This window comes from Polyangium sp. 15x6, assembly GCF_029960785.1.
GTDB lineage: Bacteria > Myxococcota_A > Polyangia > Polyangiales > Polyangiaceae > Polyangium.
On the sequence record NZ_JASBQE010000003.1, the window covers coordinates 33,190 to 57,031 of the forward strand.

The 23,842-nt window shown below is 70.7% G+C and carries 25 protein-coding genes; 10 read left to right on the plus strand and 15 right to left on the minus strand.

Going from position 1 to position 23,842, the window contains the following annotated elements; all coding sequences use genetic code 11:
- Position 1 precedes the first annotated feature (1 nt).
- On the minus strand, positions 2 to 748 hold the full coding sequence (locus tag QHF83_RS03120; RefSeq protein ID WP_282416247.1) for a hypothetical protein: 747 nt from the start codon (positions 746 to 748) through the stop codon (positions 2 to 4).
- Positions 749 to 1,107: 359 nt separating this feature from the next.
- On the opposite strand from QHF83_RS03120, the gene QHF83_RS03125 reads away from it, so the two are divergent.
- The gene (locus QHF83_RS03125) at positions 1,108 to 1,857 is read left to right on the plus strand and encodes a hypothetical protein (protein ID WP_282416248.1); all 750 of its coding nucleotides are present in this window, start codon (positions 1,108 to 1,110) and stop codon (positions 1,855 to 1,857) included.
- A gap of 35 nt (positions 1,858 to 1,892) precedes the next feature.
- Positions 1,893 to 4,721: a TonB-dependent receptor gene (locus tag QHF83_RS03130; protein WP_282416249.1), complete on the plus strand. Its 2,829-nt coding sequence runs from the start codon at positions 1,893 to 1,895 to the stop codon at positions 4,719 to 4,721.
- Here QHF83_RS03130 and QHF83_RS03135 read toward each other — a convergent pair.
- Genes QHF83_RS03135 through QHF83_RS03145 form a run of 3 tightly spaced genes read right to left on the minus strand, consistent with a single transcriptional unit; the run spans position 4,715 to position 6,609 of the window.
- Complete coding sequence (locus tag QHF83_RS03135) at positions 4,715 to 5,248, minus strand: hypothetical protein (RefSeq protein WP_282416250.1); 534 nt, start codon at positions 5,246 to 5,248, stop codon at positions 4,715 to 4,717. The genes QHF83_RS03130 and QHF83_RS03135 overlap by 7 nt on opposite strands.
- A gap of 32 nt (positions 5,249 to 5,280) precedes the next feature.
- The gene (locus QHF83_RS03140; protein ID WP_282416251.1) at positions 5,281 to 6,201 is read right to left on the minus strand and encodes an RluA family pseudouridine synthase; all 921 of its coding nucleotides are present in this window, start codon (positions 6,199 to 6,201) and stop codon (positions 5,281 to 5,283) included.
- Positions 6,202 to 6,216: 15 nt separating this feature from the next.
- Positions 6,217 to 6,609: a VOC family protein gene (locus QHF83_RS03145; protein WP_282416252.1), complete on the minus strand. Its 393-nt coding sequence runs from the start codon at positions 6,607 to 6,609 to the stop codon at positions 6,217 to 6,219.
- 106 nt (positions 6,610 to 6,715) lie between these two features.
- Between QHF83_RS03145 and QHF83_RS03150 the strand changes: the two genes are divergently transcribed.
- The 5 genes from QHF83_RS03150 (at position 6,716) to QHF83_RS03170 (ending at position 10,394) form a co-directional block, all read left to right on the plus strand.
- Positions 6,716 to 7,099, plus strand: a complete 384-nt coding sequence (locus QHF83_RS03150) for a TerB family tellurite resistance protein (protein ID WP_282416253.1) — start codon at positions 6,716 to 6,718, stop codon at positions 7,097 to 7,099.
- Positions 7,100 to 7,179: 80 nt separating this feature from the next.
- A complete protein-coding gene (locus QHF83_RS03155) occupies positions 7,180 to 7,572 on the plus strand; it encodes a hypothetical protein (protein WP_282416254.1) in 393 nt (130 codons plus the stop codon).
- A 123-nt stretch (positions 7,573 to 7,695) separates the two neighbouring features.
- Positions 7,696 to 8,544: a DUF4388 domain-containing protein gene (locus QHF83_RS03160; protein WP_282416255.1), complete on the plus strand. Its 849-nt coding sequence runs from the start codon at positions 7,696 to 7,698 to the stop codon at positions 8,542 to 8,544.
- The gene (locus QHF83_RS03165) at positions 8,541 to 9,518 is read left to right on the plus strand and encodes a PAS domain-containing protein (RefSeq protein ID WP_282416256.1); all 978 of its coding nucleotides are present in this window, start codon (positions 8,541 to 8,543) and stop codon (positions 9,516 to 9,518) included. Before QHF83_RS03160 ends, QHF83_RS03165 begins: the two co-directional genes overlap by 4 nt.
- 81 nt (positions 9,519 to 9,599) lie before the next feature.
- Complete coding sequence (locus QHF83_RS03170; protein ID WP_282416257.1) at positions 9,600 to 10,394, plus strand: DUF1554 domain-containing protein; 795 nt, start codon at positions 9,600 to 9,602, stop codon at positions 10,392 to 10,394.
- Here QHF83_RS03170 and QHF83_RS03175 read toward each other — a convergent pair.
- The 10 genes from QHF83_RS03175 to QHF83_RS03220 all read right to left on the minus strand — a co-directional run bounded on the left by QHF83_RS03175 (position 10,373) and on the right by QHF83_RS03220 (position 19,107).
- Entirely contained in the window at positions 10,373 to 10,576 is a 204-nt protein-coding gene (locus QHF83_RS03175) for a hypothetical protein (protein ID WP_282416258.1), read from the minus strand. The genes QHF83_RS03170 and QHF83_RS03175 overlap by 22 nt on opposite strands.
- Before the next feature lie 72 nt (positions 10,577 to 10,648).
- Positions 10,649 to 11,572, minus strand: coding sequence for a hypothetical protein (locus QHF83_RS03180; RefSeq protein WP_282416259.1), 924 nt, complete (start codon positions 11,570 to 11,572; stop codon positions 10,649 to 10,651).
- Between the two features lie 62 nt (positions 11,573 to 11,634).
- The gene (locus tag QHF83_RS03185) at positions 11,635 to 12,141 is read right to left on the minus strand and encodes a GNAT family N-acetyltransferase (RefSeq protein ID WP_282416260.1); all 507 of its coding nucleotides are present in this window, start codon (positions 12,139 to 12,141) and stop codon (positions 11,635 to 11,637) included.
- A gap of 28 nt (positions 12,142 to 12,169) precedes the next feature.
- Positions 12,170 to 13,066: an FAD binding domain-containing protein gene (locus QHF83_RS03190; RefSeq protein WP_282416261.1), complete on the minus strand. Its 897-nt coding sequence runs from the start codon at positions 13,064 to 13,066 to the stop codon at positions 12,170 to 12,172.
- Positions 13,063 to 13,536 (minus strand): (2Fe-2S)-binding protein, encoded by a 474-nt coding sequence (locus QHF83_RS03195; protein ID WP_282416262.1) that lies wholly within the window; start codon positions 13,534 to 13,536, stop codon positions 13,063 to 13,065. The genes QHF83_RS03190 and QHF83_RS03195 overlap by 4 nt, the downstream gene beginning before the upstream one ends.
- Positions 13,537 to 13,539: 3 nt before the next feature.
- A complete protein-coding gene (gene gloA, locus QHF83_RS03200; protein WP_281313962.1) occupies positions 13,540 to 13,932 on the minus strand; it encodes a lactoylglutathione lyase in 393 nt (130 codons plus the stop codon).
- 36 nt (positions 13,933 to 13,968) lie between these two features.
- A complete protein-coding gene (locus QHF83_RS03205) occupies positions 13,969 to 16,212 on the minus strand; it encodes a xanthine dehydrogenase family protein molybdopterin-binding subunit (protein ID WP_282416263.1) in 2,244 nt (747 codons plus the stop codon).
- Positions 16,213 to 16,340: 128 nt separating this feature from the next.
- Positions 16,341 to 17,390: an ADP-ribosylglycohydrolase family protein gene (locus QHF83_RS03210; RefSeq protein WP_282416264.1), complete on the minus strand. Its 1,050-nt coding sequence runs from the start codon at positions 17,388 to 17,390 to the stop codon at positions 16,341 to 16,343.
- Positions 17,391 to 17,407: 17 nt separating this feature from the next.
- Complete coding sequence (locus QHF83_RS03215; protein ID WP_282416265.1) at positions 17,408 to 18,043, minus strand: nucleotidyltransferase family protein; 636 nt, start codon at positions 18,041 to 18,043, stop codon at positions 17,408 to 17,410.
- Positions 18,040 to 19,107: an XdhC/CoxI family protein gene (locus QHF83_RS03220; RefSeq protein WP_282416266.1), complete on the minus strand. Its 1,068-nt coding sequence runs from the start codon at positions 19,105 to 19,107 to the stop codon at positions 18,040 to 18,042. Before QHF83_RS03220 ends, QHF83_RS03215 begins: the two co-directional genes overlap by 4 nt.
- Here QHF83_RS03220 and QHF83_RS03225 point away from each other — a divergent pair.
- Positions 19,106 to 20,827, plus strand: coding sequence for a HEAT repeat domain-containing protein (locus QHF83_RS03225; RefSeq protein WP_282416267.1), 1,722 nt, complete (start codon positions 19,106 to 19,108; stop codon positions 20,825 to 20,827). The two genes, QHF83_RS03220 and QHF83_RS03225, sit on opposite strands and share 2 nt — an antisense overlap.
- On the opposite strand, the gene QHF83_RS03230 is transcribed toward QHF83_RS03225, so the two are convergent.
- Positions 20,828 to 22,735 (minus strand): hypothetical protein, encoded by a 1,908-nt coding sequence (locus QHF83_RS03230; RefSeq protein ID WP_282416268.1) that lies wholly within the window; start codon positions 22,733 to 22,735, stop codon positions 20,828 to 20,830.
- Between the two features lie 88 nt (positions 22,736 to 22,823).
- Between QHF83_RS03230 and QHF83_RS03235 the strand changes: the two genes are divergently transcribed.
- Entirely contained in the window at positions 22,824 to 23,069 is a 246-nt protein-coding gene (locus QHF83_RS03235) for a hypothetical protein (protein ID WP_282416269.1), read from the plus strand.
- Positions 23,066 to 23,842: a hypothetical protein gene (locus QHF83_RS03240; RefSeq protein ID WP_282416270.1), complete on the plus strand. Its 777-nt coding sequence runs from the start codon at positions 23,066 to 23,068 to the stop codon at positions 23,840 to 23,842. The genes QHF83_RS03235 and QHF83_RS03240 overlap by 4 nt, the downstream gene beginning before the upstream one ends.

Genomic DNA, 23,842 nt, shown 5'->3' on the forward strand with positions numbered 1-23,842 from the left:
CTCATCCCTTGCGCGCCCTCGGCCGCGCCGCTTCGCGCAACAGCTCCGCCACCTGCGCGTCGGCCTCCCCCACCATGGCCAGGATCCGATAGGCGGCTCCCCACCGCTTGGCCTGGCGCTGCACGGCGTCCGACTTCGCCGCGGTCGCCGTCTTCGTCGCCCCCTTTTTCGTCGCTCGGTCCGAGAGCTTCTCGGAGAGCGCGTCCGCGTCCGCCTCCAGCTTCTTCAATCGCTCGACCGGAACCTTCCGCGCCGCGAGCGACGCGTGGACGGCAGGGAGACCGATGAGCGCGCGGGCATCCTTCAAGATCTCCGCCCGGAGCGCCTCGGTGCTGGTCGAGCGCGACGCGACGCGCTCCGTTTTGCCTTCCTCGCCCTGCACGGTTCGAACCGTCACCCGCGCTTCATTCTTGATGATCTGCTGCAAGGCCGCGACGAGGTCGGTTTTCCCGACGTCCTCGTGATCCTGTCGGACGAGCCGCACCACACCCATGACGGCGACGTATTCCTTTTGCACCTCGGCGAAATGGAGCATCACGTCCGCGGTCGCGGCGATGCCCCCTCCGGCGGCCGTGCTCTTGGCCAGCTCCAGGGCCTCGACCTCGAGGCCCGCGTCCCGGATCCGCTCGAGATCCGAGGCGAGCCCGCCAAAGGATTCGAAGAGCGCGAGGAGCTCCGACCTGGTCAAAATGCACTGGGCCGCGCGCGTACGCGCGGCGACGATCTGGGGAGAGATTGCAGATGCCACACGCGGACTTTACAGAAAGGACGGCTTGAAAAGCAAGCACGAGCACACTTGAACGCTTGGGGCTACGCCCAAGGCCGGAAGACGCGGCTCCCTCCCCCGGCAGAAGGCGCCGAACCCCCCCGCAGAAGGAGACGCGGCTCCCGGTAGAGGTAGGTCACATCACCGGCAGAAAGCGCGGGCGACACCGGCAGAAGGCGCGGGCGACACCGGCAGAAGGCGCGGGCGACACCGGCAGAAGGCGCGGGCGACACCGGCAGAAGGCGCGGGCGACACCGGCAGAAGGCGCGAGCGATACCGGCAGAAGGCGAAATCCCGATTGTCGCGGGATCGCACGTCCTGTAGCATGGGTGCTTCCCCACATGCTTACCCTCTTGCGCTGGACCGCCCCCCTGCTGCTCTTCGCGACGACCGCGGCGTGCGCCGAGCCGGCCGCGCCGTGCATCGTCTCCTCCAAGCCCTACTTCGCTCGTTACGGCGTCATCTCGCAGACCGGCCCGTGCAGCCCGCGCCTCGGCGAGGACGTGGGGCTCGAGGTGTATCCCGGGGCGAGCGGGGGCGCGCCGACCATCGCCGTGCAATCGCAGACGCTGAAGAGCTTGTGGTTCCAGGGCGAGTCCGAGAACGCAAACCACGACGACCAGCGATCCTACGCGCTCGGGGATTTTGCCGAGAGCGCGGGAGCGGACGGGATCTGTCGCGCGGGCGACCTCGCGCCGGCGGAGATCGATCTCCCGCCGGTGTACATCTCCGACGACCTCGGCAACCCGTTCCTCGTCTTTGGCGGGCACGTCCGGGAGACCTGGCGAAACCTCGCCATGTACGTCTCGCCCGACCTGCCCGGCGTGCGGTTCGCCGCCGAGCTCGAGGTCGAGGATTTCACGCAGGGGTGCACGATGAAGTACACGGTGGCGGCGCTCTCGCCGTCGGCGTATTGCGGCGAATTCGGCGATTTCAACGATCTGCCGAACGACGTGTTCTGCTCGCCCGCGCCCATCCAGATGGCCGCGGGGCTCCACCCCGGCTCCGGGATCGACCCGCGGATCGCCACGCATTGTGATGAGGCGACGCTCCACTGCGTGCTCGTGGGCGATCCGCTCGACCCGCTTTGATTTCGAGGTCCCGACGAACGTTTGGAGGACGAAACGTGGTGTTTCCGCTCCGGATCCCGCTCGCCGCCTCCCTCGTGGGGGTTTTCCTGGCCATACCGCCCGCCCACGCGGAGGAGCCCCTGCCGAGTGGTCTCGGCGAGGGGAGCGCCACGCGATGGGGAGAGTCGCTCGACCCGAGCGGGCTCCGCCTCCTGCCGCTCTCTTCCCCGGAGCAGCGCGGCGGGCCCGCGCGATCGTTCGAGAACCTCGCTTTGCTCCTGCCGGGGACGCTGGCCGATCGTTATGGCGTGTCGTTCGTCGGCGCGAGCTCGCCCGAGAACACGTTTTTCGTGGACGGGATTCGCGTCGGCCATCCGACGTATGGCATTCTCCAGATGCCGCTCTCGATGGAGTTCGTGGAGCGCGCCGACATCACCGTGATCGGGGCCGATCCGGCGTTCGGTCGGGGCGGCGGGCTGTACGACGTGACGACGAAGAGCGGCGGGAATCAGTGGCACGCCTCGACGTGGGGCGGCCTCGCGCCGGGCGCGCTCGAAGGGGAGCGGGTGCCGAAGGTCTTCGAGGGCACGGTGATCCATACAGATCCGCGCCTCGACGGCGTGCGGGATCTCGGCGGGTCGGTGGGCGGGCCCATCGTGAAGGACCGGCTCTTCTTTTTCGCGGGCGGGAGCCTCGCCCGGCGGCGATATCGCCTGGAGCGCAGCTTGCGGTCGCTGTCGTGGGGCACGGAGCTGGACGAATTCGGCGGCCTCTCGCTCGTGCCCGAGATCGATCCGGAGACCGGCGCCCAGAAAACGACGCTGCTGCCGAACTCGCAGAGCACGCAGTTCGCCCAGGGCGATATCGGGCAATGGATCGGCAAGCTCACGTACAGGCCCTCGAAGACGCGGGAGATCTCGCTCTCCGTGTTCGGCTCCTTCGCGGGATCCGGGGGCGGCGCGGTGTATCCGTTCGACCTCGCGAGCGAAGGGGTCGGCGTGGACAATTTGAATGGGGAGCATGCCGCCCTCGGCCGCAGGGAGACGGCCCTCACGAATGCGGTGGTGCTCCGCGGGACGTCCGTGTTCGCGCGTGGCAATGCCCGGCTCGACGCGGCGCTCGGATGGGTGCGCAGCGAGAACGAAACGCGGGCGGCGGATGGTTCGGGCGTCGACGACATCGGGCGCGAGGGGACGCTCGCGCACGTGCCGCGCATGCTCTGGCGGCGCGGCGGCGCTGTCGGACCGCACCCGTTCACCCATTTCGAGGATCTGACCACGCCGGCGCTCGTCGCCTGCGCCCCGACGGGGCAAAGCACGGACCTCATTTTGAACTGCCCGGCGAGCTCGTATGCGATGGGCGGCCCCGGGCTCCTGTCGCGGTCCACCGCGGATCGTATCGAGGGGCGCGCCGTCGTGTCGCTGCGGGCGCGTGGCCTCGGCGAGCACAGGATCCGCGCCGGCATCGATTTCGAGGTCGCGACGCTCGCATACGTGCGCGGGTATTCGGGCGCGGTCCTCCTGCGGGAGGACGTCAATGGCGGCTTCGTGCAGAACGACCGGTTCGGCTACCTCCGCGGCCCCGACGATCCCGTCGTGTTCGATACGGTCTCGACGAGGGTGACGTCGTACGCGGCGGGCGGGTTCGTCGCGGATACATGGCACATCGTCCCGGGGCTCGTGGCCGAGGCGAGCCTGCGGTACGACGCGCAGGTGCTCGGCGGGGGGACGCTCGCCTTGCCGTTCATGCTCGCGCCGCGCGCCGCCATTTCGTGGGACCCCACGAAGACCGGGCGGGCGCGGGTGTTCGCGACGTACGGGATGCGATACCAGGCCGTGCCGCTCGACGTGGCGGCGCGTGGGATCTCGAGGGAGAGCAAGGTCACGAGCATTCACACGATGGGGGGCCGCTGCGACGTCAACGAGCCCGAGGACGCTTATGGCGGCTGCCCCGCGGACACGGCCATCCTGTTTCAAACGTCGGCCGAGCCGAGCTCCCTGTCCGATCCGCAGACGAGCCAGGCCTCGATCGATCCCGAGATCGAAGGGCCCGCGTATCATCAATGGGTCGTCGGCGGGGACGTCGTGGGGCCGCTCGGCGTGCGGCTCGGGGTCGTGTACGTGCACGATCAGCTCATCCGCACGATCGAGGATACGACCTTCACCACGAGCGGGGGTTTGATCGGCAATCCGGGCGGGGGGGCGTGGGCGTTCATGACGTCGGCGGAGCGGGTGTACGACGCGTTCTCGATCTCCTTGATGCGGCCGTTCGCGGGCGGGTTCGTCGGCGTCGCGAGTTACACGCTCTCGTCGCTGCGCGGCAATTACGAGGGGTTTTTCCTGAGCCGCACGGGGCAGCTCGATCCGAACATGACGCGCGCGTTCGACACGCCCGAGCTCGACGCGAACGGGACGGGCCCCTTGCCCGGGGATCACACGCATTCGATCAAGCTTTACGCGGGGAAAGAGGTCGTCTTGCCGGCCGGGGTGATCCTCGAAGCGGGGGCGGGGTACACCGCGCTCTCGGGGTCGCCGTACAGCGCGCTCGGCGCGCATCCGTGGTTCGGGGCGAGCGAGGTGTACCTCTTGCCGCGGGGCTCGGTCGGGCTGACGCCGTGGTTGCATCGCATCGACGCGCGGTTCGGCGTGTCGGCGCTCCTCGGCAAGGGCCTCCGGCTCGGCGCGAACGTCGAGGTCTACAACCTGGCGGACAGCCGGACGCCCACGGCATTCGAGGAGAATTTCACGTACGACGCGGTTCTTCCCATCGAGGGCGGCGTCCGCGAGAGCATTCCGGCGGGGATCAAGAAAAACCCTCGTTACGAAAAACCCGTGGCCTTTCAGGCGCCGCGGCAGGTGCGGTTCGGGTTGCGCGTCGATTATTGAGGCCGCGCCGCACGCACGATTTCACCGGGCGCGGGCAGGGTCTCGTTCGAAGGGACCTCGACGAGCTCGGCGTAGTCGCATTCGGAGATCATCTCGTTGGCCCTCCCCGCTTCGACCCAGCCGACCGAGAGCGTCAGGATCGACGAGACGTCGTGGTGCAGGAAATAATGCCCCCCGGGCGCGGCGGTCAGGTTCGCGTCGACCACCGTGTCGGAGCCGAGCTCCGCGTCCACGTCGTCGCCGTACCGGGAGACGATCCGGTGCACCCCGGGCTCGGCGAGATAGCAGAAATACGACGGGCCCTTGGTCATGCCGACGAGCCGGCCATTGTCGCGCACGACGGCGGGCACGAGGAAGGCGACCGCGTACGGGCGGACGACGCAGATCCGCGCGGCGTCCGGGGGCAAGGGCGCGAGCGCGCCCGGCGGCGCGTTCTCGTGCAGGGCGAGCTCGTATTTCGTGCAGGACAGCGCGAGGAGGCCCGTGAGGGACGCGAAGGCGAAGGGGAGGGCGCGTCGAGCGAGCATGCCCGGCGTGATAGAATGGCGCGCGCGAGGCGTCAACGAGCAGGCGTACGCGTCCGCAATCCTTCGAGCCAGGGCGCGAGGTCGTCGGGCCACGGGCTCTCCCAGGCGAGGGACTCGCCCGTCCGCGGGTGGACGAAGCCGAGCCGGGTGGCGTGGAGCGCGAGGCGCGGCGGATCCAGCGGGCTCGTCTTTCCGTACTTGCGATCCCCGAGCACGGGGTGGCCTTCGTGCAGCGCGTGCAGGCGAATCTGGTGGGTGCGGCCCGTGGTGAGGCGGAATCGCGTGAGCGTCGCGCCGGGGGTGTCCGGGGGGGAGAGGCGTTCGAGCACCGTGGCGTGGGAGACGGCGCGTTTGCCGGCCACGGGCTCCTCGATGGTGCGTTCGTCCCAGGGGACGACACCGAGGAGCGCCGCGAGGTAGACGCGATCGAAATCATGGGCGCGAATTCGATCGGAGAGGGCGCGGTTCGCCGCTTCGGTCCGCGCGAAGACGACGAGCCCGCTCGTGTCGAGATCGAGCCGGTGGACGACGTAGATCGTGCCGCCGAGGGTACGGCCGAGCAGATCCGCGAGGTTTCCGCGGTCGCTCTCGGGCGTCGGCGCTGTCACGAGGCCGGAGGGTTTGTCCACGACCACGAGGTCGTCGTCCTTGTAGACCACGCGGAAGGGCGGGAGGGTGGCCTCGTCCTTGGCGCGCGCGGCGGCGCCGACCTCCTTGGTCGCCCGGTCGAGCGCGCCGCCGAGGTGAGCGAGGATGGTTTGTCCGGGCCGGATCGCGCGTCCGGCGACCTTGACGCGGGCGCCGTCGACGAAGACGCCGCCGAGGTCGATGGCGACGCGGGCCTTGCGGCGCGAGAGGCCGGGGACGTTCGCGGCGAGGACTTGATCGAGCCTTTGCCCGGCGTCCTCGGGGCGAGCGACGAAGCGGTAGCGCTGGTGGGAGAGGCCTGTCATTGCGGTGGTCGTGGGTCAGGGGGCCGGATCGGGGAAGTGGCTGAGGCCGATCAGGTTTCCGTCGGGGTCGCGGGTGTAGAGGGTATACGGGCTCTCGCGTTCGATGGGAAAACCTGCCTCTGCGAGGGTCGTGCGCCAGCGCTCGCGCGCGTCCGGGCGGATGCCGAGCGCGAGGCAATGCAGGCCGGGGGCCGTGTCCTCGCGGTGCGGGGCATTCGGCGAACCCGCGCGCTCGACGGCCAGAAACGCGCCGCCTCCGAGCGTGAGCCATACCGAGCGCGGCTGCCCTGCGGCGTCGTCCCAGCGGCGCAGGACGGGCAGGCCGAGCACCCCCGAATAGAAGCGCTCGGCCCGATCGAGATCGGCGACGACGACGGCGAGGTGGTGGACGGCGAGGGGGGTCTCCATCGAGGCGGGCAAGGTATCGCATCGCCGGGGCCGGGAGGAGCGCATTGCGCCCGTCGGGATGACGAGGGGCTTGACGCCTTCCGCGCATGACGGCAAAAGCTCGGTCATGCGCGAAGAGAACATGGGGATCGTCAAGTCGCTTGTCAGCGTTGCCTGGGCCGATGGCCACTACGACGCGAAGGAACGCGAGATGGTCGATGCGTTGCTCTCCGCGTTCGAGGCGACCGAGGAGCAGGCCGCCGAGATCCGCGCGTACGCGGCCGAGAAGAAGACCCTCGATGACATCCCCGTGTGGGACATGCCGTTCGACGACCGCCGCGTGCTCCTGCAGCACGCCGTGCTTCTCACCTACGTCGACGGCGAGCAGCACGAGATCGAGAAGAAGTTCGTGCAGGAGCTCTGCGGGAAGCTGGAGCTCGATCCGGAAGAGGCGAAGAAAATCGTCGAGGCCGCCGAGCATCGCGCCAAGAAGTTCTTGAACCTGCTCTGATCGATCCGCCCCGATCGAACTGCCTCGGGTGGCCCTTCCGACGCCTCGACGTCGCCGCTACGCTGCGAGTCGGAGGCGACATGCAGGATCATCGCAGGGAAGGGCCGGACGGGCAGGGCGAGCGGCGCGGCGAGCGGCACGAGGGCCACGGCGAGGGACGGCAAGCCGAGGGGCCCGAGGGCACGGATTTTCTCGATCTCGAGGTCTCGAAGGTCCTCTACAGCGAGGCCGCGGCGCTGACACGCGCGGCGGCGCGCGAGATCTTGAAGGACGCCATCAAGGAGCGGCTCCGGGCGCGGCTCGGGCCGCGGCTCGAAGCGATCGCGCGCATCGCGGCGGACGAGCTCGCCGACGACATCGAGGCAAACCTCGCCATCGAGTCGGTCGTGGAGGGCCGCAGGCACGCGCGCGCGGCGCGCGAGGAGGCGATCCGGAAGGCCCTCGCCCCGACGCACGAGCACACCAAGGAATAGCGTTGGACGAACCTTTTACGTACGGGCAGACATCGGACGGGCTCGGACGGACCTACATGGGCCTTCCTGGCTGGAGAAGTTGAAGAACCTGCTCGACACTCCTCTCGTAACGTTGTACAAACCATGTACAACGGAAGGAAGGGAGTGCTCATGTTCGACAGCGCCGCCCTTGGGGATGGGGGAGGAGCGTGGTTCGGTGGGGCCACGACGGACGCCGGTTGGGGCGATCGGGCGGGCGTCTCCTCGGATCGCGCGCGGGGTCGGCTCATCCTCCGAGGTCAACTCGACGAGGTAGGGCTCGACGATCTGCTCGGCACCCTCGGCTCCCGAGGCCGGACGTGCGTCGTTTCGGTCCGATCCCCGAAGCGGCGAGGCGAGATCGTCCTCGAGCGAGGGCGCGTGCTCCGCGCCCGCGCCGACGGGGTGCCAGCGGACGCCGACGTCGAGGTCACGCTCGCCGCCCTTCGAGGCGTTTCCCACGCGGTGTTCGACGTGCTCGCGCTCGACGAGCGAGGTTCGTCGTCGTGGCCGCCGCCACGCCCGCCGTCCTCCGAGACGCCGACCGCGTCCCTGCGCCCGGCGATGCTGGAAGGCAATGCGACGGAGGTGGCGCTGGCCGCGGCCGTGATGAATGCGTGCTCGGTCTACACGCGCAAATGGCTGGGGCCGAAGCTCGCGTCGTCGATCATGCTGACGGCCTGGGCGCGCACGGCGGCGGAGCATCCGGCGATGGATGCCTTCCGGATCTCGGCGGACGGCATGGTGACGGTGGCAGGCGTGGAGCGGGCGCGGTCCGCGATTCCGAAGGCGGTGGCCACGTGGGTGTTTGCCGTCTTCGAGGCCGCCTCGATGTTCCATGCGGCGCGTTTCCAGCGATATCACGTCCCCGAGATGCTCGGGGGCCTGATGCGACTGCTCGACAAGGGGGGATGGGGTGAGGCGTTCCGAATTCGAGATGGAGGTGTTCGTTGAGCCGGGGGTTCTTCAAGGCCGTGCAGGCCGCGATGGTATCGGAGGACGGCACGCTCGACGCCGTTGAGCGCATCGCCTCCATGTCGAAGGAGGAGGTCGACGAGCTCCCGTACGGGTTCGTGGTGCTCGACGAGGTCGGCACGATTCTTTTGTACAACCGATACGAGTCCTCCCTTTCGCGCCTGCCTCCCGAGCGGGTCGTCGGGAAAAACTGGTTCAAGGAGGTCGCTCCTTGCACGCGGGTGGAGGCGTTTCACGGGCGCTTCCGGGCGCTCGTGCAGGACGAGGCGCGCCTCTCGGAGAGCTTCCGGTTTCGATTTCATTTCATGCACGGGACGCAGGACGTGGCCGTGCAGTTCGTGAAGGCGCCGCCCGTGGTGACGCTGCCGCTCGTGCAAGAAGGCACGGCGGCGCGGATCTTCATGACCGTGGTGCGACGGCCGGTGGTCGAGGTGGGCGCGAATCAGGCCGGCCACGATTGGCAGAAGAGCCTCGGGACGATCGGCGGGGTTTTGCCGGTGCTGCTCGACGCGCTGCCCGCGCTGCTCGAACGGCTCGGGCCGCGCGGCGCGATCGAGCTCGGCGAGCACGTGGGGCGCGCCATGGCGCTGGTGATCGAGTCGGAGGCCGACGCGCACACGCGCGAGGGCGGGCGCGCGCCGGTGCTCGCCCCGGGCGCGCTCGACGGCGTGCTCGCGCGGGCAGGGCTCGGTCGCGTGGCGATCGAGGGGGCGGCGTGGTCCGAGCAGAAGCGCGTCCATTGCGAGCTGCGTCCGCCGTTCGAGGTGGAGGCGGCGGAGACGGCGCTCTTTTACGGAGCCTTGCTCTCGGCCGCGATGGGCTCGGGCCTCGGCGAGCCGTGCCAGGCGCGCTTCGCGGAGGACCGGAAGCCGCACGAGGTGCCGTGGCTCGTCGAGGTTTGTCCGGCCACGTCAGGGGAGCGTCGGAGCGAGCTTACGTCGAGCTCTTTTTGACGCGGAAGCCGCGAGCGACACGCTGGACGCGCCGCCGCGCGTACGCGATCGTGGGGTCTCAACCTTCCTCAGGAGACTTCCATGAATCATCTTCGCAGCCTCGGCGTTCTCCTCGGTCTTGGCCTCACGCTCGCCGCCGTGGCGTGCGGCGAGGACCAGGGCGGCAGCGGCGGATCGAGCAGCTCCAGCAGCACCGGTAGCACCGGCGGCACCGGCGGTACGGGCGGTACGGGCGGCGCTGGCGGCACCGGCGGCGTGGGCGGCGCGGGTGGCACCGGCGGCGCCGGCGGGAGCGAAGCGAAGAGCCTCAGCTTCTTCGTCTCCAGCACCGGGAGCACGACGGCCAACCTGGGCGGGCTCGACGGGGCGGACAAGAGGTGCCAGGACCTGGCCACCCCGGTCGGCGCCGGGGCGAAGACCTGGCGCGCCTACCTCAGCGTCGAGAAGGGTCCGAACGGAGAGCCCGTGCACGCCAAGGACAGGATCGGCACCGGCCCCTGGTACAACGCGAAGGGTGAGATGGTGGCGGCGAACCTGACCGAGCTGCACGCGAGGTACGGCGATCACAAGGTGTTCCTCGACGAAAAGGGCGAGATGGTGCCGGGTCAGTGGGAAGGCTCCCCCACGCCGAACCAGCACGATGTCCTCACCGGCACGGCGCGCGACGGCACCCTCGTCCCCGGGCAAACCTGCGCGGACTGGACGTCCGAAGACGCCACCATGACCGCCCAGGTGGGCCATAGCGATGGGCTCGGTCCCAATATGAGCGACGCCGAGATGTACCGGCCGTGGAATTCGGTGCACGTCAACGGCAACTGCGGCGACACCGCCCCGAAGGGCGGCAACGGGCGCGTTTACTGCTTCGCGGCGGATTGAGCGAACGCGACCACGCTCATCGGCTGCGTATCATCCCAGGCGAGATCGATCGCTTCGTCGGCCGGCGGCGGGACGGATTCCAGCGTGGAATCCGCCCGCGCAGGCCGCGGGGCCGGGATGTCGGCCGCGGGGGCCGAAGGAAGCGTTTGTCCTGAACCGGGGAAGGGGAAAAACGAGGGCACGAGGGGACCTCCTGGGAGAGCGAGAGGTGATTCTCTCTCTCGCTCCATCGACCGGAGACCCCCGGCAGTTGCTTATTTTTTCTGCCCGGCGTCCTTCGCCCGCTTGTCCACGTCGGCGAGCAGCGCCGAAAGCGCGTCCGCGTGGCGCTTCTGCGCGGCCGCGATGCGCTCCTCCATCTTCGGCTCCATCTCGCGGGCCTGCGTGAGCGATCCGTCGATCTGCGCCTTGCTCTCCTGGGCGCGCGCGATGCGGGCCTCGCTCGCCTTCTGGTCCGCGTCCTTGCCCTTGCCCTGCGAGGCGCGCTCCCGGGCGATGTAATCGTCGAGCGTCTTCTTCACCTGCTCGGCTTCTTCGATGAGCGCGCGCAGGCGCACCTTCTCCTCGACCATCGCAATGTGCACGAGGTAACTCGCGCGGCTGAGCTGGTCGGCTTGCTCCTCGAGCGTGGCCGCGTCTTCCTTGCTGAGCTCGGTCCGGTGACGGTCGATGATCGCGTGGGCCTCGTTCCGCTCGCGGAGCCGCTTTTCGAGCTGCTTGCCGACAGAATCGGTGAGCGCCTTGCCGACGGTGCCCGAGAGGTCGACCTCGCAGCCCTTTTGCTTGGCCACATAGGTGGCCGAGCCGGCGACCTTCTTGACGATCTCGTCCTCTTCGGCGACGAAAAACGCCGCCGCGCCCTGGACCTCGCGGTTGCGCTCGACGTACGCGTGGCTCCGGCCCGCGTCGTTCGCGGTGCGGTGAATGTCACCGACCACGCTCCAGTCGGGCGCCTTGAGGCCCTTCGTGTACTCGGAAAAACCGGAGGTGAGCGTCCGCGCGTCGTCGTCGTCGCGGCCGAAATCCTTGACGATCTGCTGGGTGACGACCGGATAGTCCTGCGCGTATCCGGGCTGCGTCGCCGAGGAGGCGATTTCGGGCTCGGGCTTCGGGGCAGAGCAAGCGACGGCGCCCGTGGCGAGCAAGAAGGCGAGGGAATACGCTCGAAGTCCGTTCATGGGGCGAAGTAAAGACCTCCGCCCCGAGAAAGGTCAAGTCAAGAGCAACGTTGTCCCACGTTTCAGGTGGTCAGCGACGGGACCAGATCGAGCATGTAGAAACGATTGCAGCCGTGGTGTCCAGTGCAGCCGAGCTGACGATCGAGGCGGCGAAAGCCGAGGCGCTCGTAGAGGCGCATCGCCGAATCCATGCCCGTGAGCGTCTCCAGGTAGACGTGGGCGAACCCGCGCTCGCGCGCGACCCCGAGGACGTGCCGGAGCAGGCGCTCGCCCATTCCTTTGCCGCGCGCCTCGCGCAAAAAGTACATCTTGCGGAGCTCGGCCGTGTCCGCGTCGCCACCCTCGAGCGGCCCGATCCCCGCGCCGCCCACGACGCGGCCATCCATTTCGACGACCAAATACGCGGAGCGAGGCCCGGAATACGCCGCGCTCATGGCCGAGACCTCGGGATCGTGAATGGCAAACCCGGGGCCGTCCGCGCCAAACTCGGGCATCACGGCGCGGATGACCGCGGCGACCGCAGGATCGTCCTCGGGGCGAATGGGGCGAAAGGAGATGGCGTCGGACATGGAAATGTTTGACGGGCCAATCGAGTTTTCAGACCGGCGCGCCGAGATCGCGGAGGAAGCCGCGCACGACGGCCTTCGCGGCGTGCTTGCGGTACTCGCGCGTGGAGCGGACGTCGTCGATGGGCGCGATGTCCGAGAGGACGGCGGCATCCAGCGCATCGGCCGTGATGTCGGAGAGGGGGCGCGAGAGGACGAGGGCGCGGGTCTGCAAGAGGGTCGCGGTGACCGGCGCGACGGAGGCCATGCCGAGGCCAAATCGCACGACCCGATCCTCGGAGCGCACGGCGATGCCCGCGAGCGCGACCTTGGAGATGGCCTGCGCCCGCCGCGTGCCGACCTTGCGCCAGAGCCAGGGCGAACCCTCGGGCGGGAGCGCGAGCTCGACGGCGACGATGACCTCGTCCGGCGCGCGCGAGCCCTGCTTGTAGCCAGTCTGCAGCGCGGAGAAGGGGATCCGGCGCTCGCCGCGGACGCTCTTCACGACGATCGCGGCGTCGTAGGCCGCGAGCGCCGCGACGCCGTCCGCCGCGGGCGAGGCCGTCGCGAGGTTGCCGCCGAGCGTGCCGCGGGCCTGGATCTGGATCGCGCCGAGCTCGCGGGCCATCGCGGCGAGCAGCGGGGCGCGCTCGATGACCGCGGGGTGACGGCGGATCTCGAGGTACGTCGTGGCCGCGCCGATGCGCAAAAGGCCGCGCGTCGCCGTGATGCCGCGGAGCTCGGCCATGCGGGAGACGTCGACGACGAGGGGCAAGGGATCGGCGTCGGGGCGCGGGGGTTTGAGCTCTTGCTCGACGACCCAGTCGGTGCCGCCCGCGAGCAGGACCGTGGCCTCGCCGCGCGCGTGACGCTCCGCCACGAGCCCGCAGAGCGCGTCGAGCGAGGCCGCCCGCCGCATGTCGTGGAGGGGAAGATCCGCGAGGCTCACGCCGCCCCTCCCGCGCGCTCGCGCGCCGCCTCGCGGATGCTGTCGACGATGCGCTGATACCCGGTACAGCGGCAGAGGTTGCCCGCGATGGCCTCGCGGATCTCCTCGTCGCTCGGATCGGGCCTTCGCGCGAGGAGCGCCTCGGCCGAGATGAGCATGCCGGGGGTGCAGATGCCGCACTGCGCGCCGCCGTGATCGACGAAGCAACGCGCGAGCGGGCCGAGGTGCGTGGCGTCCGAGAGGCCCTCGACGGTGGTGACGGCGCGGCCTTCGCACTGGCCGATCGAGACGAGGCAGGCGTTCACGGGTTCGCCATCGAGCAGCACCGTGCACGAGCCACACTCGCCCTCGCCGCAACCCTCCTTGGTCCCCGGCAGGCCGAGCGGACCGCGGAGCGCGTCGAGCAGCCGCACGAGCGGCGGCAGGTCGACCTCGCGCGAACGGCCGTTGAGGGTGAGCGTGATCTTCAAGGGTTACTCCTCCACCTTGCGCTGGATGAACTCGATCTTGTAGCCGTCCGGATCCTCGACGAACGCGATCACGGTGGTGCCGTGCTTCATCGGGCCCGCCTCGCGCGTGACCTTGCCGCCGCGCTTCTTGACCTCTTCGCAAGCCTTGTACGCGTCGTCGACCTGGATCGCGATGTGGCCGTAGCCCGTGCCGATCTCGTAGCTCTTCGTGTCCCAGTTGTGCGTGAGCTCGAGGACCGCCGTCTCCGACTCGTCGCCGTAGCCGATGAACGCGAGCGTGAACCGGCCCTCGGGATAGTCGCGCCGGCGGATGAGCTTCATGCCGAGGACGTCCGTGTAAAACGCGAGCGATCGGTCGAGGTCGCCGACGCGGAGCATGGTGTGGAGGATTCGCATGGTCGTGCGTTCTTTCTCGGTTCGCGGGCCTTCGCGTCAGCCCTTCAACGCTTGGGGCTTCGGGTCGCCTTCGGCGCCCTTCGCCCCAAACCCCTTGCGGGTGGTCTGGAGCTCGAGCAGCCGCTCCGGCAACAGGGGAAGATCCCGTGCGAAAATTCCCGTGGCGTGCTCGACGGCCGCGGCGATCGCCGGCGCGCCGCCGTCCATGGGCAGCTCGCCGACGCCCTTGGCGCCGCCGCCGGGGCCGTACGCGTACGGAGCTTCGACGAGGTCGACGTGCATGGGAGGCGCGTCGAGCGCGGTCGGGATGATGTAGTTCGTCATGCGCGGGTTCTGGATGAGGCCGTTCTTCCAGACGACGTCCTCCCAGAGCGCCCAGCCGATCGCCTGGAGGCTGCCGCCCTCGATCTGGCCCTTGCACATGACGGGGTGGATCGCCTTGCCCACGTCCGTCGCGGACCAGAAGCCCGTGACCGTGACCTCGAGCGTGTCGAGGTCGACCTCGACCTCGGCCACGTCGCACGCGTAGCCGTACACGGGGTACGCGTCGCCCTTGTACGTGCTGTCGTCCCAGGTGACCCAGCCGGGATGCTCGTACTGCACGAGCGCGGTGACCTCGCGTTCCTTGGTGAGCAAACGATCCGCGGCCGCGGTGAATTCGCCGCCGGAAGCCTCCTGCTCGGCGCGGACGCGCGCGGCGACTTCACGCGCGGCGCGCTCGACGATGCCGCCGACGACCATGACCGTGCGCGAGGCGACCGTGGGGCCGGAGTCGGGAACGTACGAGGTCGAAGGAACGGCGAAGTCGACGTCCTCGAGGCGGACGCCCGCGGCGTCGGCCGCGATCTGGCGGAAGACGGTCTCGGTGCCCTGGCCGATGTCGGTCGAGGCGGTGCGGATCCGCAAGCGGCCGCCGGGCAGGAGATCCACGGCGACGCGTCCCTTGAGGTGCTTCTCGCCCGAGCCGGTGAAGCCCGCGCCGTGCATGAAGACGCTCGCGCCGATGCCCCGCGCGACGCGGCCGCGGACGACCGGAGCCGCTTTGCGTTTGTCGTGGTACCCGCTCGCCGTGAGGGCCTTGTCCACGCACTCGGCGACGCCGACGGAGCCGCGCAGGGTCTGACCCGTGGCCGTGGTGTCGCCCTCGCGCAGCATGTTCTGCGCCTTGAGGTCCATCGGGTCGCGGCCGAGCTCCTCCGCGACGCGGTCGAGGTGCCGCTCGATCGCCCAGATGGTCTGGGGCGCGCCGAAGCCGCGGAAAGCGCCGTTCGGCGGGGTGTTCGTGGCGACGGCGATGGCGTCGATGCGCACGTCGTCCCAGCGATAGACGCCGGCCGCGTGGAGGGCGCCGCGCGAGAGGACGACGGGCGTGAGCGTCATGTACGCGCCGCCATCCATGAGGATGCGGATGGAGAGCGCGCGGAGCGTGCCGTCACGATCGCAGCCGGAGGTGATCTCGCAGATGGCCGGGTGACGCTTGGTGGTCGCCTCGATGTCCTCCTTGCGGTCGTAGATCATGCGCACGGGCTTGCCGCTCTTCTGCGCGAGGAGGGCCGCGTGGAGGGCGATCACCGAGGGATACTCCTCCTTGCCGCCGAACCCGCCGCCCGTGACGGCCTGCGTGACGTGTACGCGATCGGCGGCGAGGTCGAAGCCGTGGACGAGCGCTTTGTGCACGTAATAAGGGCACTGGAGGGAGCCCGTGACGTGGACGCCCTTGTCGTCCCAGCGGGCGATCACGCCCTGCGGCTCGATGTAGAGCTGCTCCTGGTGGTGCGTCGTGTAGCGGCCGCGGACGACGATCTCGCAGCTCGCGATCGCGGCTTCGATCGCGGCGGCGCTGCCGGCCGGGTCGGGGAGGTCGGCGCGGCCCTTCGTGATGGAGAAGCGCTTGTGGACGTTGTCCTCGCCCCAGATGACGTCGACCTTGGCGAACGATTGCTCGGGGTCGAGGACGGGTGTGAGCGGCTCGAGGTCGAGCTTCACGGCGCGTACGGCCTGCGCGAGCTTGCGTTTGTCCGCGCACGCGAGGAGGACGACGGGCTCGTAGGCGTGGCGGATCTGATCCGCCGCGAGGATCGGCTGCTCGGCGGAGATGCACTGGACCTCGTTCACCGCGAGATCCGAGGCGCGCACGACGGTGACGTCGCTCCAGTCGAACGCGGGATCGAGGGTGATGCCGCGGAGTCGAGCGCGCGGGACGGGGCTGCGCACGGTGGCGCCGAAGAGCTCACCGGGCTCGTGGGGGAGGTCGTCGACGTACGCGGCGCGCCCCGTCACCTTGGACGCTCCATCGGTGCGCGGTACGTTGGTCCCGATGAAGGGAGGGCGGGCAGACGAAGCGTTTTGCGCGGCGGTCGTCATCGCAGGCGACACGATACCGCGGAACGCGGCGATGGAGAACGCTCTCAGAAGGTATCGGCGAGCTCGAGCAGGCGGCGTGGATGGTAGACGTCACGCAGCGCGCTCGGTGGGCGGTCCTCCAGCGCACCGAGGACACGCGCGCGCCACGCGGCCGGGATCGCATCCTCGCCGAAGCGCGCGCCGAGGAGCGCGCCCGTGATCGCGCCGTTCGTGTCGGCGTCGCCGCCTCGGTTGACGACGTCGATCAGTGCGGCCTCGTAGGACGGAGCATGCAGGAGCTCCCAGAGCGCGAGCCGGAACGCCACGCGGACGAACCCTTGCTGGCGATGCACGTGAATCTCGGGGCCGTAGAGCTCGGGATCGTCTCGGACGGCGAGCTCGAGATCCCAGCGCAGCTCGGCACGCGCGGCCTCGACGTCACGGCCGTCGCTGGGGACGATGTCGATGAGCGTCGCCGCGGCCGCCTCGACCTCGGCGCGCACGGTCTCGAACATGTCCGTCGCCGAGGCGCGTCCCGCGCCGGCCGCGGCGATCGCGGCGCAGAGCGCGGCGCAGGTGATGCGGCAACGCGGGTCGTAGTGGGTGATCGCGCTGTCGGCGAGCGCGGCCATGCGGCGCGCTTCGGGGGCATGCGCGAGCGCGACGCCGATCGGCGCGATCCGCATGAGCGAGCCGTTGCCCGCGGTCTTGCGCTCGGAGTGGATCCAGGCGCGGCGCGCGGCTTCGCCGAGGGAGACGCCGCGGGCAATCATGGAGAGCGAGGCGTGCGTGAGGTTGCCGATGTCGAAGGCATGCTCGACCCACGCGACGTAACGCGCAGCCACGTCGGCCGCATGAAAACGGCCGTGCTCTTTCAAACTGAGCGCGAGGCACGTGGCCATCTGCGTGTCGTCGGTGACCTGCCCGGGCGTGACGCGGAACGGTCCGCCGCCCGTGACGTCGGTGTGCGGGCCCTTGGCGAACTCGGGGAAGGGCGGCGCCTCGCGCGCCTGGAACTCGAGCGTGGTGCCGAGCGCGTCGCCCACCGCGAGGCCGAGCAAGGTGCCGCGCGCCCACGCGCGCCGGGAGCCAGGAACAAGCGGTGTTTCGTCCACGAGGCGTCCTTTCCGAGCTAGTGGCCGTCGCCGAGGAACGAGGGCGGCGCGCGCAGGTACCGCATCGCCTCGGCCGGCGTGTTGATGTCCACGAGGACGTCGGCATCGTCGACGTCGACGTCACGAAGATCGGCGCCGAGCGCATGCAGATGATCCCGCAGCGGAGGCGGGTTCGGCTGGCGATACCGATCGAGCGCGCGGCCCTGGAGCGCGACGGGGTGCCCCGCGCGTCCGCCGTGCCGCGGGCGCGTCGCGAGCGGAGGCGCGCCGTCCGCGCCGAGGGCCCCGAGCAAGGCCGCCGTCGTCGTCGCACGGGCAGGCAACGTGTCGACGGGGCAAACGAGCACGCGATCGTTCGCGTCGACGCGCTGGACGGCCGTCGCGATCGAGCCCGCGGGGCCGAGCTCGTCGGCCGCGTCGGAGACGACGAGGTCGAGCCCCGGACGGACGAACGGGATGAGCGCCTGCACGATGGGCTTGCGCGCGACGACGACGACCCGCGAGGACTCGGACGAGAGTCGGGCCTCGGCGTGCGCGATCGCGAGCGGTCGCGGCTTCTGCCCGGGCGGCCCGGGCCAGAGGAGCAGCGCTTTCGGTCCGCCGAGGCGCATGCCTCTCCCGGCCGCGAGAACGATCGACACGGTGTTCGTCATGCGTCCTCTTCCTTCTCGGCCTCGCCGTGCCCATGGCCGCGCGCACCACGGCGCGTGCCGGAGAAACCGGCGCGCCACGATACGAGCTCGGCCGCGATCGCGACGCCGATCTCCGCTGGAAGGCGCGCGCCCACGTCCACGCCGAGCGGCATGCGGACGCGCGCGATGTCTGCCGCCGAGACGCCCTTCGTTTCGAGCCGCGCGCGTGTCCTCGCCGCCTTCGCGCGGCTCCCGACGCCCCCGACGAACCCGAATCCGGCGCCGAGGGCCCACTCGATCGCAGCCTGATCGAGCTGGTGATCGTGCGTCATGACGAGCGCGGCGGCGCGGGCGAGATCCGCGGGGAGCGAGGCGCGGACCTCGGGGTCGTCGTGATCGGCCTGGAAGAGGCGCAAGCGAGGCGCGTCCGCGCCGTTCGGGCCGGCGGACGGTCGCGGCAAACGCGCGGGATCGGCCGCGACCTCCCGCGCGTCGCAGAGCGTCACGCCGAACCCGAGCGAGGCGAGCAGGGGCGCGAGGTAGACGCCGACGTGGCCGGCGCCGACGACGAGCACCGAGAGGTCGGGGGAGAGGGGCTCGATCAGGATCTCGGCGGAGCCGCCGCAACACATGCCGAGCGAGGGCCCGAGGCGGAAGGTGTCGACGCGCGGAGCAGGCGCGTCCGCGGTGAGTGCCGCAGCCATCGCGGCGAGGACCGCGCGCTCGACCGCGCCGCCCCCGACGGTCCCGATCGCGGCGCCGGAGGGGAAGAGGGCGAGCTTCTGCCCGGGCGTGCAAGGCGCCGAGCCTTGCCGGGCGATCACCGTGGCGACGACGACGCGTTCGCCTCGCTCGAGCGCATCGAGCGCGGCCCGCAGCACCTCGGGCGGAGGTGCTGTGCGAGGGATGACCGTGGATACGTCGAGCACCGGATGCGCCGAGTGTAGCGGCGGAATCGTGGTCGGGAAAGGCATCCCGCGGCAGAGGCAGTGGCGAAAGAGCCCGCGCGCCGTATCCTCGCGCCGTGGACGAACGGCGAGTCGAGGCGGCGCGCGGCGCACGCAGGGCGAACGAGGCCAGGACATGACGGCGCGCAGAGCCCCGGATTTCCGTCTGGAAGAGGCGATCCGCGACCCCGGCTTCTCGCCGCGCCGGAGCGACGCGGCCGCGCTGGTCGAGCTCGTCGCGGAGGAAGGGGAGCGCACGGACGACGCGGAACGATCGCTGCTGCGCCTCGGCGTGGAGGCTGCTCGCGTCGCGATCGAGCGCGCGCGCACGGCCGAGGCGAAACCACGCGCGCGGCTCGTCGCGTTCGTGGGGAAAGTCGCGGCCGAGCATGCCGAGCCCGAGCTGTCGGTTTTTCTGATCGGCGCGCTCGGCGACGCGGATCCGCGGACGCGCCGCTTCGCCGCGAACGCGCTCGGTAAGCTTCGCGGGCCCGAGGTGGCTGCCGCGCTCGCGGCTGCGCTCGCCGCGGAGAACGATGCGCCCGCGCGGCGCGCGATGGCCGCGGCGCTCGGCAAGACGGGCGGCGACGAAGCTGCTCGCGCGCTCCGCGAGCTCGACACGGGCAGCGACGAGCTCCTCGCGCGCGCCACGGCGAAGGCCTCGCTCATGGCGCAGAGGACCGCCGGCCGCGAGGTCCCCTCGACCTTCGAGGTCCACAAGCCCGCGCCCTCGCCCGTGCCCGTCGCGCTCCACTGCCGCGCGGGCCTCGCGCCGATCCTGCGCGACGAGATCGACGTCCGGCTCGCGCCACGCCTCGCGCCGGACGGCCGCGAGGATCGCGTCCTCGCCACGCTCGTCGGCCCGCCCGAGCGCCTCTTCGACGCGAGGACCATGCTCTTCTTCGGCTTCCCGCTCCCGCCCGTGCCGCTCGATCCCGCGGGCGACATCGCCGAGGCCCTCGCGCGCTCGCTCACGTCGCCCGAGGCTCTCCGTTTGCTCGAACATTTCACGACCGGCCCCATCCGCTTCCGGATCGCCTGGGCCGGCGGCGGCAAGCGCCGCGCGAGCACGTGGCGCGCGGCCGAGGCGATCGCCGCGGCGAACCCGAAGCTCGTCAACGACCCGACCGAGAGCACCTGGGAGGCGCTCGTGCACGAGCTTCCCGATCGCCACGCGATCGAGGTCGAGCTCTGCCCGCGCGTCGAGGATCCACGCTTCACCTACCGCGAGCGCGACGTGCCCGCGGCCTCGCACCCGACGATCGCCGCCGCGCTCGTGCGGGTCGCGGGCGTCCACGCCGACGACGTCGTCTGGGATCCCTTCGTCGGTTCGGGTACCGAGCTCTGCGAGCGCGTGCTCGCCGGCCCGTACGCGCGCTTGCTCGGCACGGACATGGCTCCCGCCGCGCTCGAAGCGGCCCGCCAGAACCTCGCGGCCGTCGGCATCGAGGACGCCGTGCTCGCACGGGGGGACGCCCTCTCGTTCGTGCCGCGCGGCGCGCCGCCGACGGTCGTCCTGACGAACCCGCCGATGGGACGGCGCGTTTTGCGCGGGATCGATCTGCACGAGTTCTTCGATCGGTTCCTCGCGCACGTCGCGGAGGTCCTGGAGCCGGGAGGCCGGATCGCGTGGATCTCGCCGCTGCCCGCGCAAAGCGCCCGCGCCGCGCGGGAGCTCGGGCTCGAACGAGCGTTCGTGCAGCGCCTCGACATGGGCGGCTTCGACGCGGAGCTCCAGCTCCTGATCAACCGGCGACGGAGAAACGAGCGCGACTTCGGCCGCGGCTCGGGCTCCTCGCGCGAGCCCACGTGCGCGCCGGAGCGACGGGGCCGGCCCCGCGCGCCGGGCCGGCGATGATCACTTCTTCAGCAGCGTGAAGTAAACGGTGGCGCCCACGGCGAGCAGCACGAGCGCGATGAGCGCGCCGAGCAGCAAGCCCTTCGCGGTGCTCGGCGGCGCCGGCTGCATCACGACCGGCGGAGGCGGCGTGACGCGAGGCGAAGGCGCGCTCTCCCGCGCGAGCGCCGGAGGCGGCGTGACGCGGGGCGAAGGCGCGCTCTCCCGCGCGACGGCGTACGGCGAAGGCGCGCTCTCCCGCGCGACGGCGAACGGCGAAGGCGCGCTCTCCCGTGCGACGGCGAACGGCGAAGGCGCGCTCTCCCGCGCGACGGCGTACGGCGAAGGCGCGCTCTCCCGTGCGACGGCGAACGGCGAAGGCTGAGGCATCGCAGAGGCGCGCATCGCTTGCTCGGGCGAGAGCGGCGGCCGCTCGTCGGAGACGCTCGCGAAGAGATCCGGCAGCGCGTTCATCGGCGGCTGCGGCTGCGGCGCGAGGTCGGCGAGGTTCGCGGGGAGCGACGTCGACGAGCTCTCCTCGGGCAGCACCATCGTCGGCTCGGGCGCGCGCATGTCGGGCGCCGGCACGGGCACGGGCGCGGGGCCCTGCGCAGGCGGCGGCTCCGGCACCTCGCGCATCACCGTCGCCTCGTCGTCGATGGCGTGTGGCACCGGCGGCGTGGGTTCGTCGCGGATCTCCGGTCCCGTGGCAGCCGCGGCGACCTCGGCCGAGATCGGGTTCACGGGCGTCGCGCGATCGGCCTCTGCGCCGTCGTCTTGCTTCGTCTGCCTCAGCAGCTCGAGAGGCGCCTCGCGCATCACCGTGGCGTCTTCGTCGTCGCCGTCGTCGATGACCGCCTCGCGGGAGATGCCGCCCACCGGCGGCGCGAGCGGCGCCTTCGCGACTGCGGCCGGCGCAGCGGGCTGCGCGGGACGCACGCCGGCGGCAGGTCGCGCTGCCGCACGCGCAGCAGGGCCACCGGCCGCGCGCCCCATCATGCCGAACCCTGTGCCCGGCTGTGGCCCGACCGGACGCACGCCGGCCGACGCAGGCCCGTTCCCGGATGCCGGCGCGACTCCGGCGGGCGCGACGTTCGGCGCGGACGGCGCCGGCTTTCGTGCCGGCACCATCGGGATCTTCATGAGCGACGTCTTCGCGTTCTCGTCGTCGTCTTCCAGCAGATCGTGCGCCTTCGGCAGCGGCGCGCCGGGCACCGTGGCGGCCGCGAGCGCGCTGACCGCCGGCATGTTGGGCACCGTCTGCGCTGTCGTCCGCGAGGACGACGCGGGGCCGGCCTCGCGCTTCGCCATGGCCGCGCGGACCGCTTGCACGTTGGGCACCGCGCGCATGACCGTGCGCGCCTCGTCGTCGTCCTCTTCGAGCTCCGCATCGACGAGCGCCGGCAGATCCTTCACCGTCGGATCCGGGTGCCACGACTCGAGCGCCTGCCGGAGCGCGGTGATCGTCGAGGCGCGGCGCGTCGCATCGCGCTCGAGTGCGGCATCGAGGATGTGTTGCAGGTCGTCGTCGCCGACGTCGAACGTCGAGAGCGGCGCGGGGGACGCCGACACGACCTTCTGCCGGATGCTGTCCTCGTCGCTCGCGTGGAAGGGGCTCGTGCCCGTGAGGAGCGTGTAGAGCGTCGCGGCCGCGGCCCACGTGTCGTCGGCGAGCGCCTTGGTCCCTTTGAGGATCCGCTCCGGCGAGTGGAAGTCGATGCGGTTCGGCGCGGAGGTGCTGGCGACGAGCATCCCGATCGAGGTGCGCGGCACGGCCGCCGTCTTGACGGACGCGGGCGACACGCCGCCGTGCGACTGCCCCCGTGAATGCAGCGCCTCGAGCTTCTTCGTGAGCCGGATGATCCAGCCGACGGCGTCGAGCTCGTTCAACGGGCCGTCACGTGCAATCCGATCCGCAAGCGTTTCCACCGATATCCTCAGCCTAGTTGCCGGAGCGACCCGTCGTCTACGACGACGCTCGTTCGCTCGTGGGAAAATCTGCTAGGTTCGCCGCGTCATGGGTCGGAGTGGTCGCTTTCCTCGATCGACATGGCCCACGTGGCTTCTTCCGCTTGCCCTGCTCGGGTGCCAGCGCGAGCTCGACATGGCCAAGCATTACGACGATCGCAACGCGGCCACAACGATCCGCTACATCGGCGTTCGCGAAGCGACCCGGCAGTACCCGGATTACGGCGTCATCCAAAGCACGATCCTCACGGGCGATGCTGGAAGCGGCGCGAAGAAGGAAGGGCGCGCTCCGTGAGACGCGTGCTCGTGTCTGCCGTCCTCGCGAGCGGGCTCTTCGGCTGCGCCTCGCCACAACGGCTCGCGGCGGAGCTCGTCGCCGCGGCGACCCCGGGGCACCTCAGGCCCGTCGTCGCGTGCTGGGAAAAGGAGTACGAGGCCTCCGGCTTCGAGGGCGAGTACATGGCCACGATCGACCTCGAAATCTCGAGCTCCGAGGTCATCGAGAGCGCCCGCGTCACCGCGCTCGAACCGACGGGCGAGAGCCGGAGCGAGCTCGACACCGGCCCGTTCCGCGCGTGCCTGGAGAAGGCCTTCGTCGGGATCGAGCTGCCGAGCGAGGAGGACGCCGACGGGCCCGGGTACAGCTCGATCGTCGGAGCCTCGGTGCGCAACTACAAGATCGCGTTCCTCGGCGATCAGGACGAGCGCCGCAAGCGCGCCGGAGGCCGGCAGGCGCACGTGCTCATCGGCCCGCGCGCCGATCGATGCCAGGGCCTCTACGTCTACCATCCGCCGCGCGACACCTCCGCGCTCTTCACCGAGATCGCGCTCGGCAAGGCGCGAGCCGAGAGCGCGCGGGGCAAGGATCGCGACCAGCACGCGCGCGAGCTGCAGAAGACGTACGACCTCCAGCTCGAGCTCGCCGCGCGGCTCCGCGCCGATCTCGCCGACACCTCGCTCCCGCCCGTGAACCGGAAGCGCCTCACCGAGGCGCTCGATACGGCCCGAACGGAGGCGCGCGCGACCGGGGCGGCCATCGGCTGCAAGCCCTTCGAAGACCCTCGCTAA

What these genes read in the sequence shown, in the direction of transcription:
- QHF83_RS03140 (WP_282416251.1), bottom strand. Translation starts at nt 6,201, where the DNA reads ATGACAGGCCTCTCCCACCAGCGCTACCGCTTCGTCGCTCGCCCCGAG.
- QHF83_RS03155 (WP_282416254.1), top strand. Translation starts at nt 7,180, where the DNA reads ATGCAGGATCATCGCAGGGAAGGGCCGGACGGGCAGGGCGAGCGGCGC.
- QHF83_RS03235 (WP_282416269.1), top strand. Translation starts at nt 22,824, where the DNA reads ATGGGTCGGAGTGGTCGCTTTCCTCGATCGACATGGCCCACGTGGCTT.
- QHF83_RS03170 (WP_282416257.1), top strand. Translation starts at nt 9,600, where the DNA reads ATGAATCATCTTCGCAGCCTCGGCGTTCTCCTCGGTCTTGGCCTCACG.
- QHF83_RS03225 (WP_282416267.1), top strand. Translation starts at nt 19,106, where the DNA reads ATGACGGCGCGCAGAGCCCCGGATTTCCGTCTGGAAGAGGCGATCCGC.
- QHF83_RS03135 (WP_282416250.1), bottom strand. Translation starts at nt 5,248, where the DNA reads ATGCTCGCTCGACGCGCCCTCCCCTTCGCCTTCGCGTCCCTCACGGGC.
- QHF83_RS03150 (WP_282416253.1), top strand. Translation starts at nt 6,716, where the DNA reads ATGCGCGAAGAGAACATGGGGATCGTCAAGTCGCTTGTCAGCGTTGCC.
- gloA (WP_281313962.1), bottom strand. Translation starts at nt 13,932, where the DNA reads ATGCGAATCCTCCACACCATGCTCCGCGTCGGCGACCTCGACCGATCG.
- QHF83_RS03125 (WP_282416248.1), top strand. Translation starts at nt 1,108, where the DNA reads ATGCTTACCCTCTTGCGCTGGACCGCCCCCCTGCTGCTCTTCGCGACG.
- QHF83_RS03180 (WP_282416259.1), bottom strand. Translation starts at nt 11,572, where the DNA reads ATGAACGGACTTCGAGCGTATTCCCTCGCCTTCTTGCTCGCCACGGGC.
- QHF83_RS03215 (WP_282416265.1), bottom strand. Translation starts at nt 18,043, where the DNA reads ATGACGAACACCGTGTCGATCGTTCTCGCGGCCGGGAGAGGCATGCGC.
- QHF83_RS03185 (WP_282416260.1), bottom strand. Translation starts at nt 12,141, where the DNA reads ATGTCCGACGCCATCTCCTTTCGCCCCATTCGCCCCGAGGACGATCCT.
- QHF83_RS03145 (WP_282416252.1), bottom strand. Translation starts at nt 6,609, where the DNA reads ATGGAGACCCCCCTCGCCGTCCACCACCTCGCCGTCGTCGTCGCCGAT.
- QHF83_RS03220 (WP_282416266.1), bottom strand. Translation starts at nt 19,107, where the DNA reads ATGTCCTGGCCTCGTTCGCCCTGCGTGCGCCGCGCGCCGCCTCGACTC.
- QHF83_RS03160 (WP_282416255.1), top strand. Translation starts at nt 7,696, where the DNA reads ATGTACAACGGAAGGAAGGGAGTGCTCATGTTCGACAGCGCCGCCCTT.